This window comes from Micromonospora sp. CA-263727 (genome assembly GCF_050942455.1).
Lineage (GTDB): Bacteria > Actinomycetota > Actinomycetes > Mycobacteriales > Micromonosporaceae > Micromonospora.
Window position 1 is genome coordinate 1,288,944 of record NZ_CP192031.1, and the last position, 15,840, is coordinate 1,304,783.

General features: G+C 73.4%; 13 protein-coding genes. 10 read left to right on the forward strand and 3 right to left on the reverse strand.

Going from position 1 to position 15,840, the window contains the following annotated elements:
* The first annotated feature begins 47 nt into the window (after positions 1-47).
* From ACQPYA_RS05995 to ACQPYA_RS06025, 7 genes are all read left to right on the forward strand, one after another.
* On the forward strand, positions 48-1,016 hold the full coding sequence (locus tag ACQPYA_RS05995; RefSeq protein WP_433531641.1) for an aldo/keto reductase: 969 nt from the start codon (positions 48-50) through the stop codon (positions 1,014-1,016).
* Between the two features lie 175 nt (positions 1,017-1,191).
* Positions 1,192-2,436 (forward strand): histidine kinase, encoded by a 1,245-nt coding sequence (locus tag ACQPYA_RS06000; protein ID WP_433531642.1) that lies wholly within the window; start codon positions 1,192-1,194, stop codon positions 2,434-2,436.
* Positions 2,433-3,083, forward strand: coding sequence for a response regulator transcription factor (locus ACQPYA_RS06005; RefSeq protein ID WP_433531643.1), 651 nt, complete (start codon positions 2,433-2,435; stop codon positions 3,081-3,083). The genes ACQPYA_RS06000 and ACQPYA_RS06005 overlap by 4 nt, the downstream gene beginning before the upstream one ends.
* Positions 3,084-3,160: 77 nt before the next feature.
* Positions 3,161-4,222, forward strand: a complete 1,062-nt coding sequence (locus ACQPYA_RS06010; RefSeq protein WP_433531644.1) for a hypothetical protein — start codon at positions 3,161-3,163, stop codon at positions 4,220-4,222.
* 229 nt (positions 4,223-4,451) lie between these two features.
* Positions 4,452-5,945: a sigma 54-interacting transcriptional regulator gene (locus ACQPYA_RS06015; RefSeq protein ID WP_433531645.1), complete on the forward strand. Its 1,494-nt coding sequence runs from the start codon at positions 4,452-4,454 to the stop codon at positions 5,943-5,945.
* Positions 5,946-5,947: 2 nt separating this feature from the next.
* A complete protein-coding gene (locus tag ACQPYA_RS06020; RefSeq protein ID WP_433531646.1) occupies positions 5,948-7,900 on the forward strand; it encodes a VWA domain-containing protein in 1,953 nt (650 codons plus the stop codon).
* A 176-nt stretch (positions 7,901-8,076) separates the two neighbouring features.
* Complete coding sequence (locus ACQPYA_RS06025) at positions 8,077-8,544, forward strand: hypothetical protein (RefSeq protein WP_433531647.1); 468 nt, start codon at positions 8,077-8,079, stop codon at positions 8,542-8,544.
* A gap of 54 nt (positions 8,545-8,598) precedes the next feature.
* Here ACQPYA_RS06025 and ACQPYA_RS06030 read toward each other — a convergent pair whose 3' ends face one another.
* Positions 8,599-9,549 carry an IS630 family transposase gene (locus ACQPYA_RS06030; RefSeq protein ID WP_433529491.1) on the reverse strand — a complete coding sequence of 317 codons (951 nt, stop codon included), beginning with the start codon at positions 9,547-9,549 and terminating at the stop codon, positions 8,599-8,601.
* A 180-nt stretch (positions 9,550-9,729) separates the two neighbouring features.
* Positions 9,730-10,707, reverse strand: a complete 978-nt coding sequence (locus tag ACQPYA_RS06035) for a GlxA family transcriptional regulator (protein WP_433533393.1) — start codon at positions 10,705-10,707, stop codon at positions 9,730-9,732.
* 1 nt (position 10,708) lies between these two features.
* Between ACQPYA_RS06035 and ACQPYA_RS06040 the strand changes: the two genes are divergently transcribed.
* Positions 10,709-12,061 (forward strand): MFS transporter, encoded by a 1,353-nt coding sequence (locus ACQPYA_RS06040; RefSeq protein WP_433531648.1) that lies wholly within the window; start codon positions 10,709-10,711, stop codon positions 12,059-12,061.
* 31 nt (positions 12,062-12,092) lie between these two features.
* On the opposite strand, the gene ACQPYA_RS06045 is transcribed toward ACQPYA_RS06040, so the two are convergent.
* Positions 12,093-12,791: an RICIN domain-containing protein gene (locus ACQPYA_RS06045; RefSeq protein WP_433531649.1), complete on the reverse strand. Its 699-nt coding sequence runs from the start codon at positions 12,789-12,791 to the stop codon at positions 12,093-12,095.
* A gap of 149 nt (positions 12,792-12,940) precedes the next feature.
* Between ACQPYA_RS06045 and ACQPYA_RS06050 the strand changes: the two genes are divergently transcribed.
* Complete coding sequence (locus ACQPYA_RS06050) at positions 12,941-14,323, forward strand: FAD-binding oxidoreductase (protein WP_433531650.1); 1,383 nt, start codon at positions 12,941-12,943, stop codon at positions 14,321-14,323.
* A gap of 156 nt (positions 14,324-14,479) precedes the next feature.
* Positions 14,480-15,823 carry a class I SAM-dependent methyltransferase gene (locus tag ACQPYA_RS06055; RefSeq protein ID WP_433531651.1) on the forward strand — a complete coding sequence of 448 codons (1,344 nt, stop codon included), beginning with the start codon at positions 14,480-14,482 and terminating at the stop codon, positions 15,821-15,823.
* The last annotated feature ends 17 nt before the right edge of the window (positions 15,824-15,840 follow it).

Sequence of the window (15,840 nt, forward strand, 5' to 3'; positions counted from 1 at the left end):
CGGCTGATCGGCGGCCGTCGTGCTCTGCTGCGGGTACGGTCGGAGCCATGCGCTACGTGCGGCTCGACACGGCGAAACCCCTGTCCAAGATCGGTCTCGGCACCTGGCAGTTCGGCTCGCGGGAGTGGGGCTACGGCCCCGACTACGAACGGTTGGCGGCGGACATCGTCCGGCGCGCCGTCGAGCTGGGCGTCACCGTCTTCGACACCGCGGAGCTGTACGGCTTCGGGCGCAGCGAACGGATCCTCGGCGCGGCCCTGGCCGGCCACCGGGACAAGGTGACGGTGGCTACCAAGATCTTTCCGGTGCTGCCGGTCGCGTCGGTGGTGCAGCAGCGGGCGGTCGCCTCGGCGGCCCGGCTCGGCGTCACCAGCATCGACCTCTATCAGCTGCATCATCACAATCCGGTGGTCGCCGACCAGGCGACCATGCGGGGCATGCGCGCGTTGCAGGACGTCGGCCTGGTGGGCGAGGTCGGGGTGAGCAACTACAGCCTGCGCCGCTGGCAGGTCGCCGAGGCGGCGCTGGGCCGGCGGGTGCTGAGCAACCAGGTCCGCTACAGCCTGCTCGACCGCCGGCCGGAGGAGGATCTGCTGCCGTACGCGGAGCAGGCCGGGCGGCTGGTCATCGCGTACAGCCCGCTGGCCCAGGGGTTCCTCTCCGGGCGGTACGACGCGCAGCATGCGCCGGTCGGGGCGGTGCGCCGGGCCAACCCGTACTTCCTGCCGGAGAACCTGGCGCGCGGCACGGCGCTGATCGAGACGCTGCGCCAGGTGGCCGCCGCGCACGACGCCACGCCGAGCCAGATCGCCCTGGCGTACGTGCTGCGCCACCCGAACGTGGTGGCCATCCCCGGCGCGTCCAGCGTGGAGCAGATGGAACGCAACGCTGCCGCCGCGGAGATCGACCTGACCGAGGACGAGTACGCCGCGCTGGTCAACGCGGCGCGGGCGTTCCGCCCGGTGACCGGGCTGGCCGCCGTACCGCGCCTGATCCGGGCCCGCACCGGCCGCTGAACGGCGGAACCTGTCCACCCCTGCGCCGGTCGGCCGCGAATGCCCGGGGCGGCAACAGAGTGGAGAGGGACCGGCTCCGTGCTCACGGAGGGTGGTCGCCGTAGGGTGTCGCCGCCAGCCCGATCTCCCCGGCGTGGGGGAGCCGCCGGGCAGCGGGCGTAGGCATCATGGTGCGATGGACCCTCGTGCCCTGCTGCGGCCGCTGGTCGCCGGCAGCACCTGGCGGCGGGGCGTGTTCCTGCTGCTCGGCGGGGTGCTCGCCCTGCCGTACGGGGTGCTCGCGGTGGCCTTCGCGCAGCTGTTCGGCAACCCGGGAGCGCCCCGGCCGGTGGTGCTCGTGCTGCTGGTGCCGGCGGCCGTCATCGCCGTCGTGCCGGTCTTCCTCGGCGGCAGCCGGGCGTTGGAGATCGCGGCGGTACGCGGGCTGCTCGGTGTGGACCTGCCCGAGCCGGTGCCCGGTCGGCGGCTCGACCGGGAGACCCGACTGCGCGCCGCGCTCTGGATCGGGCTGCACCTGGTCAGCGGAGCGCTGCTGGTGGCCGCCCTGTTCAGCGCGGTGCCGATGGCCTTGGCGTTCCTCGCCGCGCAGGCCGGCCTGGACGCCGGGATTCCCGTCGACGAGCGATTCGGACCGTTCGACGCAGGAGACTCCGGTTGGTTGACGCTGATCGGCGTGCTCGTCCTGGTCGGCCTCGGTTACGCGGTCGCCGGGCTGGGCGCGCTGGCCGTGTCGATGGCTCCGGTGCTGCTCGGCCCCGCGCTGGCCGAGCGGATCGCTGCGCTGGAGGCCCGGACCGCCCGGCTGGCGGAACGCAACCGGCTGGCCCGGGAACTGCACGACTCGGTCGGTCACGCGCTGACCGTCGCCACCCTCCAGGCCGGTGCCGCCCGCGAGGTGCTCGACCGTGATCCGGAGTTCGTGCGCCGGGCGTTGACCGCCATCGAGGAGACCGGCCGGCGCGCGATGGACGACCTCGACCACGTGCTCGGGCTGCTGCGGGAGACCGGGGACTCGTCGGTCGTACCGCAGCGGACCCTGGCCGACCTGCCCCGGCTGGTCGCCGACACCCGGTCGGCGGGCCAACCCGTGCGTAGCGCGGTTCGCGGGTCGCTGGCCGCGGTGCCGCCGGTGGTCTCCCGGGAGGGGTACCGCATCGTCCAGGAAGGGTTGACCAACGCCGCCCGGCACGGCCGGGGGCCGGTGACGTTGCGGGTCGACGTACCCGCCGACGGGTTGGAGATCGAGATGGTCAACGGCCTGCCCGAGGCCGGGCCCGGCGGTGCGGCGGAGCCGGGCGGCGGCCGGGGCCTGGTCGGCATGCGGGAGCGGGTGCTGCTGCTCGGCGGCGGGATGACCGCCGGCCCGGACGGTGACCGGTGGCGGGTGCGGGTGCGGCTGCCGATCGGGTCGGTCGGATGAGCACCGGCGTGTTGATCGTCGATGACGACGAACTGGTCCGGATCGGGCTGCGGGCGATCATCGATGCCCAGCCGGACCTGCGGGTCGTCGCCGAGGCCGCCGACGGTGCCGAGGTGCCACCGCTGGTCGCCCGGCACCGGCCGCAGGTGGTGCTGATGGACGTACGGATGCCGGGCATCGACGGCATCCAGGCCACCCGGCGCCTGCTGGCCTCCTCCGCCGACCCGCCCCGGGTGCTGGTCGTCACCACCTTCGCCAACGACGAGCACGTCTACGACGCGTTGCGCGTCGGGGCCAGCGGCTTCCTGCTCAAGCGGGCCCGGCCGGCCGAGGTGGTGGAGGCGGTACGGGTGGTGGCGCGCGGGGAGTCGCTGCTGTTCCCGGCCGCGATCCGCCGGCTCGTCGGGGCGTACGGGCGGCGGGGCGCCGACGGGCTGCGGGCGGCCCGGCTCACCGATCGGGAGGCCGAGGTGCTGCGGTTGATGGCCGCCGGACTCTCCAATCCGGAGATCGCCGCCCGGCTGGTGGTCGGGGTCGAGACGGTGAAGACGCACGTCGGCAACGTGCTGGCCAAGCTCGGGGTGCGCGACCGCACCCAGGCGGTGATCGCCGCGTACGAGTCGGGGTTCGTCACTCCCGCTGGGTGACCGGCTCCCCCGCGTGGGGGAGCGGGTTCCCCGCCGGGCGGGAGGATTCCCGAACGTCGCCGGCCGAGGCTGAGGACATGACGACGGATGCCGTGCACCCACTCACCTCGCGTTGGCCGGCCCGGCTCGCCGCCGGCTGGCTCGGTCTCTGGGGCGTCCTCGCCCTGCTCGCCACGATCACCGGGGCGGGTTACCCGCTCGGTGCCAACAATCCGGGTGGCAGCGGGACGACTCTGCTCCGGCTGATCCCGGTCCGCCTCGGGCCACCGCTGTTCGCCGTGCTGTTGCTCGCGGCGGCGGTGGCGGCACTGGTGATGAGCCGCCCCACCGCCGGTGCCGCCGGCCGCTGTCGGATGCCGTTACTCAGCTTCGGCTGGGCGGTGGCGTTCGTGCTGGCGGTCGTGGTGCCGGACGCGTGGGTGCTGGTCATCCTCGGATACGCCCCGATCCTGCTGATCGGCGCGCCGTTCGGCTGGCCGCCGGTGGACTACGCCGACGTCTTCAGCTGGGCGCTGTTCGTGAAGGTCGCGGCGATGGTGGGCGGACTGCTGCTCGGTGGCGCCGTGCTCACCTGGCAGCGGCGTACCGCTGGGGCCTGTGTGGCATGCGGCCGGGACGATGGCGACGGGGGTTGGACGGGGCCGGCGGGCGCCGCCCGCTGGGGCCGGTGGGCGGCGTACCTGGCGGCGGCCGTACCCGCCTTCTACGCCCTGACCCGGTTCGTCTGGGCGGCCGGCATCCCGCTCGGGATCTCCGAGGGGATGCTCGCCGACCTGCGGGACAGCGGCGCGGTCTGGGGTGGCGCGGGGTTGGGCGCGTTCGCGATGGTCGGCGCGATCCTCACCCTCGGCCTGGTCCAGCAGTGGGGCGAGCGGTTCCCGCGATGGATGGTCGGCCTGGCCGGGCGGCGGGTGCCGGTGCGGCTGGCCGTGGTGCCGGCGGCCGTGGTGGCGGTCTCGGTGACGGCCGCCAGCGTGGGCTACCTGAGCAGCCCGAGCTTCTGGGCGTTGAGCGGCGAGATGATCATGGGCGCTGGCCCGATCCTGTTCTTCCCCGTCTGGGGGGTGGCGCTCGGCGCGGCGGCGTACGCGTACCACCTGCGTCGCCGGGGTGCCTGCGGTCGCTGCGGTCGGGGATGAGCCGCTGGCCGGCGGCCCGCACGGGGTGGCTGGCCGGCCAGCACCGCGTCGGACCGGTGGCGGGCCCGGGGTCGGGCCAACTGCGGACCCGGGTCGGGTCCGCCGCCGGTCCCGCCTCGACGTTGGCGGAGAGTTCGATCCCGAATCACCTCGTGTGCTACCCGGTTGGCCGGGGGAGGTCGGGTTTGATGAGGGAGGGTCCGACGGCTGGTGAGCTAGCGTTGGGCGGGTGAGTGCGTCCTCGGTGAACCCGGTCCCGCCCGCCGACCTGCCCGCCACGCTCGGCGCGCTGCGTACGGCCGGCCACCGGTACCGCACCGTCAAGCAGGAGATGCGCGACAACCTGCTGGCCCGCCTGCGCGGCGGCGGGCCGCGGTTCGCCGGCATCGTCGGGTACGACGACACGGTGCTGCCCGAGGTGGAGCGGGCGCTGCTCGCCGGGCACGACATGGTGCTGCTGGGCGAGCGGGGCCAGGGCAAGACCCGGCTGATCCGGTCACTGGTGACGCTGCTGGACGAGTGGACGCCGGTGATCCCCGGTTCGGTGCTCAACGAGCATCCGCTGCACCCGGTCACCCCGGCGTCGCGGGCGCTGGTCGCCGAGGCCGGCGACGACCTGCCGGTGGGCTGGCTGCACCGGTCGATGCGCTACGGCGAGAAGCTGGCCACCCCGGATACCAGCGTCGGTGACCTGATCGGCGACGTGGACCCGATCCGGCTGGCCCAGGGGCGCACGCTCGGCGACCCGGAGACGATTCATTTCGGGTTGGTGCCGCGTACCAACCGGGGCATCTTCGCGGTCAACGAGCTGCCGGACCTGGCCGAGCGGATCCAGGTGGCGTTGCTCAACGTGCTGGAGGAACGGGACATCCAGGTACGCGGCTACCAGCTGCGGCTGCCGCTGGACCTGCTCCTGGTGGCCAGCTCCAACCCCGACGACTACACCAACCGGGGGCGGATCATCACCCCGCTCAAGGATCGGTTCGGCGCGGAGATCCGGACCCACTATCCGGTCGACCTGGAACTCGAACTGGCGTTGATCCGGCAGGAGGCCGATCTGGTCGCCGAGGTGCCGGAACATGTGCTGGAGGTCCTGGCGCGGTTCGCCCGCGCGGTGCGTGAGTCGCCGTCGGTGGATCCACGATCCGGCGTCTCCGCCCGGTTCGCCATCGCCGCCGCCGAGACGGTCGCCGCCGCCGCGCTACGCCGGGCCAGCCTGCTGCTCGCCGCTGCGCCGGCGGGCGAGGTGTTAATAGGGGGCCCTTCCTCTACCGCAGACGTTAACAAGGTGCCCCTCCTTACAGCGGTGGCGCGGGTGGGGGATGCGGTGTCGGTGACGTCGACGCTGCGCGGCAAGGTGGAGTTCGAGAGCGGCGAGGAGGGGCGGGAGGTCGAGATCCTCGGTCACCTGCTGCGTACCGCCACCGCCGAGACGTTCCGGGCCCGGCTCGCCGGCCTCGACCTCTCCGGCTTCACGGCGCTGGTCGCCGACGGCCAGGTGGTCGAGACCGGGGAGCTGGTCTCGGCGGCCGAGCTGCTGCGCCAGGTGGGCACGGTCCCGGGGCTGGCCAAGGTGCTCGACCGGCTCGGCCTCGGTGACGCGCCGAGCCCCGACCAGGCGGCTGCCGCGATCGAGTTCGTGCTGGAAGGGCTGCACCTGGGTCGCCGGCTGGGCAAGGACGTCACCGACTCGGGACGCACCCGCTACGGCGGCCGGGACTGAGCATGGCCGGCAACCGGTTCCGGTACGGGCAGTGGCGCGGCGGCCCCGACCCACTGGCCCCGCCGTACGACGTGCAGGCCGCGGTGGACCAGGTCGGCGCGGAGGTGCTGGCCGGCGGCAGCCTGCGCCAGGCGCTGCGGGACCTGCTGCGCCGGGGCCCGCAGGGCCGGGGCGGCCTGGACGAGCTGACCGCCCGGGCCCGCCGGTTACGGCGCGAGGCGCTGCGCCGGGGCGACCTGGACGGCGCGGTGACCCGGGCGCGGGCCCTGCTGGACCAGGCCCTCGCCGCCGAGCGGGACGAACTGGCCGGACGCCGGGACGACGCGGCCCGGTTCGCCGAGACGGTGCTGGAAAACCTGCCCCGCTCCACCGCCCAGGCGGTTCGGGAGTTGTCCGGCTACCGGTGGGCCAGTGACGAGGCCCGGCAGACCTACCAGCGGATCCTGGACGGGCTGCGCGACGACGTGCTCGGCCAACGCTTCACCGGGCTGCGCTCCGGCGCGCAGCTGGCCGCCGACCCGGCGGTGCAGGAGCGGCTGGCCGAGATGATGCGGGACCTGAACGACCTGCTGGCCCGGCACGCCCGCACGGAGGACACCACCGACGCGTTCGCCGAGTTCATGCGCCGGCACGGCGAGTTCTTCCCGGAACGGCCGGCCAACGTCGACGAGCTGGTCGAGCTGCTGGCCCGGCGGGCGGCGGCCGGGCAGCGGCTGATGAACTCGCTCTCGGAGCGGCAGCGCGAGGAGCTGGCCGGCCTGATGCGCCAGTCGCTCGGCGACCGGCTTGCCGGGGAACTGGCCGCGTTGGAGGGCAACCTGCGGGCGTTGCGGCCGGACCTGCGCTGGGGCCGGGGCGAGCGGATGCAGGGCGGCCGGCCGCTGGGCTACGGCGAGGCGACCGGTGCGCTCGACGAGGTGGCCGAGCTGGACGACCTGCTCGACCAGCTGGGCCAGGCGCATCCCGGGGCCACCCTGGACGACATCGACGTGGACGCGGTGGCCCGGACGCTGGGCCGCGACGCCGCCGCCGACGTACGCCGGTTGCGGGAAATGGAGCGCGAGCTGCGCCGGCAGGGCTGGGTGACCCGGGACGCGGAGGGCCTGACGCTGAGCCCGAAGGCGCTGCGCCGGCTCGGCGGCACCGCGCTGCGGCGGGTCTTCGCCGAGCTGACCGCCGGGCCGCGTGGACGCCACGACCTGCGGTCGGCGGGGGCGGCCGGCGAGGTGAGCGGGGCATCACGACCCTGGGAGTACGGCGACGAGCAGCCGCTGGACGTGGTGCGGACGCTGACCCGGGCGATCCGTCGAGCCGGCCCGGAGGTGCCGGTGCAACTGGCCGTGGAGGACTTCGAGGTCGTCGAGACCGAACGGCGGGCGTCGGCGGCGGTGGCGCTCTGCGTCGACCTGTCGTACTCGATGATCTCGCAGGGCCGCTGGGGGCCGATGAAGCAGACGGCGCTCGCCCTGGCCCACCTGATGGCGACCCGGTTCCCGCAGGACGCCCTCCAGATCATCGGGTTCGGCCGGCAGGCGGCGACGTTGACCCAGCAGGAGTTGGCCGGGGTCGAGCCGGACCTGGCGCAGGGCACCAACCTGCAGCACGCGTTGCAGCTGGCCGGCCGGCACCTGCGACGCCATCCGGATGCCGAGCCGGTGGTGCTCGTGGTGACCGACGGGGAGCCGACCGCCCATCTCGACCCGGACGACGGGGAGGCGGTGTTCTGCTGGCCGTCGTTGCCGGAGACGATCGAGGCGACGATCCGCGAAGTGGACCGGCTCGGCCGGTACCGGGCGACGCTGAACCTCTTCATGCTCGGCGACGACCCTGGCCTGCGCCGGTTCGTCGACGCGGTGGCCCGGCGCAGTGGCGGCCGGGTGTTCACGCCGGACGCCGACGACCTCGGCGAGTACGTGGTCAGCGATTACCTGCGCGCCCGCCGCGGCCGCCGGTAGCGCGCCGCCCGGGAACGTTGCCAGTGCCGCGGCGAGGTCCGGGCGGCGACCCGGCAAGGCGCAGCCGTGTCCGGATATCGGTGTGGCATCCAGCCACGACGCCGACGCCGCCGCTCGTCGTCCGGACCCGGCGCGGTTCGGCAAACGTTTCTGGCCGGCGCACTATCCTCGGTGGGGTGGAGGTCGAGGGGCTGCGGCGGGCGTACGACGCGGTGCTGGCCGAGGTCGACGCGGGCGGTTTCGCGCCGCCGCCACCCGGGCGGTACAGCGCCGAGCAGATCGTGGCGCACCTGGTGGCCAGCGACGAGCTGATGAGCGAGGCCACCGAGGCGGTGCTCGCCGGAGCGCCCTACGCGTTCTACGAGCCGGACGAGGTCCATCGGCCCGAGCTGGACGAGCTGGCCGCCGAGGTCGGCGGCCTGGCCGGGCTGGCCGACCGGCTACGGCTGACCAGTGACCGGCTGATCGGGCTGGTGGCCCGGCTCGGGGCGGCGGCCGACACGCCGGTCGAGACGCACCTGCGTGAGGGTTTCGAGATCGTCATCGACGGGCCGCTGCCCTGGGGCCGCACCATCGACCTGCACACCCGCGTCCACCTGCCCCGCCACCGGGCTGAGCTGCGGACGCTACGCACCGCCGACTGAACCGAAGCCGGGCGAATCCGGGTGTTATTGATGGGTAACCCAAACGTCCCGTGGTCATCCGGCGGCGTAGCGGACTTCTGGTTTGCCGAACAGGCTCCGGATCCGGTCGGGCTGGTTCTGTCGCCGGCGGAGGTGGGTGCGAGCCTGCGCGGCCAGCTGCTGCTGGTTGGCGGGATTGGCTTGTGCGACATGGTGTTTGATGTCGCCGTTGAGTAGTTCTACGGGATTCAGTTCGGGGCTGTAGCCGGGCAGGTAGTGCATCTCAAGCTGGGCAACACGTTCGGCGACCCAGGTGCGGACTTCGGTACGGCGGTGGACGGGGTGTCCGTCGACGATGAGGTGGATCTTCCGGTCGAGGTGGCGGACGAGCCGGTCCAGGAACTTCAGGAACACCTCCCCGTTGAGGGTGCCCAGGTAGCAGGTGAAGTACAGCTCGCCCTTGTTGGAGATCGCGGCCATCACGTTGATCGAGAACCGTCGGCCGGTCCTGGCCACCACCGGGGTCTGCCCGACCGGCGCCCAGGTGGTGCCCACCGCGGCGGTGGAACGCAGCCCAGTCTGATCCAGCCACAACACCACACCGCCCTCGGCCTTGGCCTGCCCGGCGATCGCCGGGTAGGTCACCTCCAGCCACCGCGTGACGGCCTCGGGATCCTGCTCGTACGCCTTACGGATCGGCTTCTGCGGCGACAGCCCCCACGACCGCAGGTACTTGCCGATCGTGACCAGCGACAACCCGATATCGAACCAGTCACGGATCAACTGCCGCACCTGCGGACGGGTCCACACCAACCCCGGCAACGCCAACTGGTCCGGACACTGGTGGATCACCGCCCGCCGCACCCGCGCCTGCTGCCGCGCCGTCAACGCCTTCTGCTCACCCGGCCGCCGACCACGTCTCTTGGCGTTCAACCCCCGATTCCCCTTACGGCGGAACGCCTCCACCCACACCCACACCGTTTTCGGCCCGACCCGAAATACCCGCGCCACCTCAGCCTGCGACATCCCACCCTGCCACGCAGCCACCGCCCGCCGACGCAGATCCTCTTGCGCCTGCTGGGAAAGCCGCCTCGCATCGGTCACCGCAACACCCATACACACTCAACGATCACGGGACGTTTGGGTTACCCATCAATAATAGGGGCCCCTTCCTCTACCGCAGGCGTTAATAGGGGGCCCTTCCTTTCATGCTTGGCGGAAGGAGCGGCGGTAGGCGGAGGGGGCGACGCCGATGCGTTGGTGTAGTTGCTGGCGCAGGGCGGCGGTGGTGCCGAAGCCGCTGCGGCGGGCGATCTGGTCGATGCTCAGCTCGGTGCTCTCCAGCAGCAGCCGGGCGTGGTCGGTGCGTTCGTGCAGCAGCCACTGGGCCGGGCTGAGCCCGGTCTCCGCCCGGAACCGGCGGGTGAAGGTGCGTACGCTCATCCGGGCCTGCCCGGCCAGGTCGCGCAGGCTCACCGGCTCGTGCAGCCGCTGGCGGGCCCACTCCCGTGCCGCGGCGGTGCTGGTGTCGGGCGCCTGCGGCACCGGGCGTTCGATGTACTGGGCCTGGCCGCCGTCGCGCCACGGCGGCATCACGCACCGGCGGGCCGCCTGGTTGGCCACCTGGCTGCCGTGGTCGGTGCGGACCACGTGCAGGCACAGGTCGATCCCGGCGGCGACCCCGGCCGAGGTGAGCACCCGGTCGTCGGCGACGAAGAGCACGTCCGGGTCGAGGTCGACCTGCGGGTGCATCCGGCGGAAGCGGTCGGCGTGCGCCCAGTGGGTGGTGGCCCGCCGCCCGTCGAGCAGCCCGGCGGCGGCCAGCACGAACGCGCCGGTGCAGATCGACATGATCCGCGAGCCCCGGTGGTACGCGGTCCGCAGCGCCCCGGTCACCTCGGGCGCGACGGCGGCGAGCGTGGCGTCGCCGTGCACCCCGGGCACGACCACCGTGCCGGCCCGCTCCAGCAGCTCCAGCCCGTGGTCGGGCAGCACCTGGAAGCCGGCGCTGCTGCGTACCGGACGGGCACCGGGGGTGCAGGTGTCGACCGTGTAGTGGCGGGCACCGTCGGCGTCCCGGGCGGCGCCGAAGACCTGGGCCGGGGTGCCCAGGTCGAGGCCGACCACCTGGTCCAGGGCGAGGACGGCGACGCGGTGCGGGGTCATGGCCCGATTATTGCGCATCATGGCTTTCCGGCCACTCGTCGTCTCGGCCGCCGCACCGCAGACTCGCCTGGTGAACAGAGCTGCCCGCCGGCATCCGGCCTGGATCGTCGCCGCCGTCGCCTTCGTGGCGCTGGTCGGCGCGGCCGGCTTCCGGGCCACCCCCTCGGTGCTGCTGCACCCGCTGCACGCCGAGTTCCGCTGGCCGCTGGCCACCATCTCCGCGGCCGTCTCGGTGAATCTGCTGCTCTACGGGCTGACCGCGCCGTTCGCCGCCGCGCTGATGGACCGGTTCGGCATCCGCCGGGTGGTGGCCGCTGCGCTGGCGCTGGTCGCCGCCGGCAGCGGGCTGACCGTGTTCATGACCGCGAGCTGGCAACTCATCCTCTGCTGGGGCGTGCTGGTCGGGCTGGGCACCGGGTCGATGGCGCTGGCGTTCGTGGCGACGGTGACCGGGCGCTGGTTCGTGCGCCGCCGTGGCCTGGTCACCGGCGTGCTCACCGCCGGTGGGGCCGCCGGCCAGCTGGTCTTCCTGCCGCTGCTGGCCATCCTGGTGAGCGGGTACGGCTGGCGGGCGGCGGCACTGGTGGTGGCCGGGGCGGCGCTGCTGGTCGTACCGCTGGTGCTGCGGCTGCTGCGCGAGCACCCGGCGGATCTCGGCCTGCCCCCGTACGGCGGAACCGAGGTCGTCGCGCCGGCCAGGCCGGCCGGCGGGGCCGCCGCCCGCGCGGTCGGCGCGCTGGCCCAGGCGGCCCGGACCCGGCCGTTCTGGCTGCTGGCCGCCGGCTTCGCGATCTGCGGGGCGACCACCAACGGGCTGGTCGGTACGCATTTCATCCCGGCCGCGCACGACCACGGGATGCCGCAGACCACGGCCGCCGGGCTGCTGGCCCTGGTCGGCCTCTTCGACATCGTCGGCACGATCGCCTCCGGGTGGCTCACCGACCGGTACGACCCCCGGCTGCTGCTCGGCGCGTACTACGCGCTGCGCGGCGGGTCGCTGCTGGTGCTGCCCGGCCTCTTCGCGGCCACCACCGAGCCGAGCATGCTGGTCTTCGTCATCTTCTACGGCCTGGACTGGGTGGCCACGGTGCCGCCGACCGTGGCGCTGTGCCGGGAGTACTTCGGCACCTCCGGCGCGGTGGTCTTCGGCTGGGTGTTCGCCGCCCACCAACTCGGCGCGGCGGTGGCCGCGACCGGGGCGGGGGTGGTCCGCGACCAACTCGGCACGTACACGCTGGCCTGGCACGTGGCCGGGACGCTGTTGGTGGGGGCGGCCGTGCTGTCGGTGCTGCTGTTGCGCCGTCGCGGCGCCGCCTTCACCGAACCGGTGCCGGTCGCCGCCGCGCCGAAGGCGTGGAGCTACCGAGGCTGAGCGGGCCGGGTGACAGGCCGGGCCGGCGGCATCACTGGAGCGTCCAGCGCTGGGCCGGGTTGCCGTCGCAGGGGGCCTGGGTGACGTCGTCGCCGGGGTTCGTGCCGCCGTCGTGGACCTGGGCGCACTTGCCGCTGTGCACGGCCACCAGCACCGTCGTGCCGTCACCGGCGGGCTGGAGCCGCCACTGCTGGTTGGCCTCGCCGTGGCAGCGGAACTGCAACAGGCGGGCGCCGTCGTCGCTGCTGCCGCTCTCGACGTCGAGGCACTGGTTGTACGCGGCGTTGGTGAGCGTCACCGCGTCCGGGCCGAACGGGTTGACCACCCACTGCTGTTCCGGTCCGCCGGAGCAGTCGGCCAGTTCGGCGAGGGCCCGCTCGCCGTCGCCGTCGAGGCCGAGACAGCGGCCCGAGCCGACACCACGGAAGATCTTCGGGCCGGTGACCGCGTCGGGGTCGGCGGTGGGGGTGGCCGACGGGGTGGGCTCGGGCGTTTCCGTGGTGAGCGACAGATCGTCCTCGGTCGGACTCGGCTCGGCCGGCGTCGGGCCCGCCGCGGCCCGGGTCGGTGCCGGCGTCGGTTCGTCGCCGCCGAGCACGCCGGTGGCGAACAGCACCCCGGCCAGGACGCCGACCAGCCCGACCGAGAGCGCCGCCAGCAGCAGCGGGTCGCGGGGCAGTCCGGCGCGGCGGCTGCCGTACACGGTGCCCGATCCATCGGTTTCCGACATGCCGGCATCCTCACCCACGCCGGCCGGCGCGAGCCAGCCGGGGTGGGACCCGAGCTGGAGCCAGGATGCCCCGACTTGGCCTGTTGTCCACCAGGACTTCGTGGAACAGGCGGCCCGCTGGTGTCGCCGGTGGCGCGTATGGTGATCCCATGTGCGCGGTGCGTGATCATGAGCTGGCCGTGGCTCAGCTGCGACGGTCGTACGCGGCGGTGCCACCCGGCCAGCCGGTGCGGTTGGCCAAGCGCACCTCCAACCTGTTCCGCCCGCGCAGCGCTCCCCGCTCGACCGGCCTCGACGTCAGCGGGCTCGGCGGGGTGCTGGGCGTCGACCCGGTCGCCCGCACCGCCGAGGTGCAGGGCATGTGCACCTACGAACGGCTGGTCGACGCGACCCTGCCGCACGGCCTGATGCCGCTGGTGGTGCCGCAGCTGCGCACCATCACCCTGGGCGGGGCGGTGACCGGGCTGGGCATCGAGTCGACCTCGTTCCACAACGGCCTGCCGCACGAGTCGGTGATCGAGATGGACCTGCTCACCGGTGCCGGGGACGTGGTCACCGCCACAGCGCAGGGCGAGCACGCCGACCTCTTCGCCGCGTTCCCCAACTCGCTGGGCAGCCTCGGCTACGCCACCCGGCTGCGCATCGAGCTGCAACCGGTCCGCCGGCACGTGGCGCTGCGCAACCTGCGGTTCACCGACCTGGCCGAGCTGACCGACGCGATCGGCGAGATCATCGCCACCGGCTCCTGGGCCGGCGGGAGCGTCGACGCGATGGACGGGGTGATGTTCAGCCCCGGCGAGGCGTACCTGGTGCTGGGGAGCTTCACCGACGACGCGCCGTCGGTTTCCGACTACACCGGCCAGGAGATCTACTACCGGTCACTGCGACGGCGTCCGCACGACGCGCTGACCACCCACGACTACCTGTGGCGCTGGGACACCGACTGGTTCTGGTGCTCGGCGGCGTTCGGCGTGCAGCACCCGGTGGTGCGGCGGTTGTGGCCGGCGCGGTGGCGGCGCAGCGACGTCTACCACCGCATCGTGCGGCTGGAGCACCGGCACCAGGTGGCCGCCCGGATCGACCGGTGGCGCGGCCAGCCGGCCCGCGAGCGGGTCGTGCAGGACGTGGAGATCCCGCTGGAGCACATGGCGGAGTTCCTGCGCTGGTTCACCCGGCGGGTGGGGATGACGCCGGTGTGGCTGTGCCCGCTGCGGCTGCGCGAGCCGGCGGGCAAGGGATCGGCCCGGTCCTGGCCGCTTTATCCGCTGCGGCCGGGGCAGGACTACGTCAACATCGGGTTCTGGGGGAGTGTGCCGGTCGCCGAGGGCGCCGCCGACGGTGACGTCAATCGGGAGATCGAGCGCGCGGTGTCGGAGGCGGGCGGGCACAAGTCGCTCTACTCCGACGCGTACTACGACCGGGATTCGTTCGACCGGCTCTATGGCGGCGACGCGTGGCGCGCCGTGCGGGACCGGTACGACCCGGAGCATCGGCTGACCGGACTGTACGAGAAGGCGGTAGCACGATCATGAGCGATCGGAGTGAGCGAATCATCTGGCTCAGCGCGGATGTGCCTCATGGCGGCATGGAGCGAAGCGGAGTGCCGGCATGAGCGATCGGAGTGAGCGAATCATCTGGCTCAGCGCGGATGTGCCTCATGGCGGCATGGAGCGAAGCGGAGTGCCGGCATGAGCCTCATTGACCGAGACCAGGGAGCGGCCGGCGCTCCCGCCACGCCGCCACCGGGGGGTGGGCGGCGTGGTCCGACCGTCGCGGACGTCGTCCGGGCGGTGACCGCGGGTCCGCTGCCGGTCCGCGTCACCGCGTACGACGGCAGTTCCGTCGGCCCGGCCGACGCCGGGATCACCATGGCGATCAAATCCGAGCGAGGGCTGTCGTACCTGCTCACCGCCCCCGGTGACCTGGGCATGGCGCGGGCGTACGTCAGCGGGGACCTGGCCCTGGAGGGGGTGCACCCGGGCGACCCGTACGAGGCGTTGCGGGTGCTCAAGGACGGGCTGCGGATTCGGCCACCGGCGCTGGCCGAGGGGCTGGCCCTGGTACGCGGGCTGGGTTGGGAGCGGCTGCTGCCGCCACCGGCGCCGCCGCAGGAGGCGCTGCCGCGCTGGAAGCGGATCGTGGGCGGCCTGCGGCACTCGCGGATCCGGGACAGCACCGCCATATCGCACCACTACGACGTGTCGAACGCCTTCTACGAAAAGGTGCTCGGGCCGTCGATGACGTACACCTGCGCGGTCTTCCGCAGCCCCGACGACACCGTCGAGCAGGCCCAGGCGAGCAAGTACGACCTGGTCGCCGGCAAGCTCGCGCTGCGCCCTGGCATGCGGCTGCTGGACGTGGGCTGCGGCTGGGGCGGCATGGTCCGGCACGCGGCCCGGGAGTACGGCGTCAAGGCGCTCGGGGTGACCCTGTCCCGGGCGCAGGCGCAGTGGGCGCAGGCGGCGATCGAGCGCGAGGGGCTGTCCGAGTTGGCCGAGGTGCGGCACCTGGACTACCGCGACGCGCCACGGGAGCAGTTCGACGCGGTCTCCTCGATCGGCTTGACCGAGCACATCGGGGTGCGCAACTACCCGGCCTACTTCGGCTTTCTGCGTGATCGGCTGCGCCCGGAGGGGCGGCTGCTCAATCACTGCATCACCCGGGCGGACAATCGGGCGCCGCACCGCTCCGGCGCGTTCATCGACCGGTACGTCTTTCCGGATGGCGAGTTGGCCGGGCCGGGGCGGGTGATCGGCGAGCTGCACGACGTGGGCCTTGAGGTGCACCACGAGGAGAACCTGCGCCAGCACTACGCGCTGACCCTGGCCGCGTGGTGCCGCAACCTGGTGGAGCACTGGGATTTCTGCGTCGGCGAGGTGGGTGCGGGCAAGGCCCGGGTGTGGGGGCTCTACATGGCCGGCTCGCGGCTGGCGTTCGAGCGCAACGGCATCCAACTGCACCAGGTCCTGGCGACGCGCAACGGCCCGGACGGGGCGAGCGGCTATCCGCTGCGCCCGGACTGGCTGCCCTGACCGCCGCTCTGATCAAC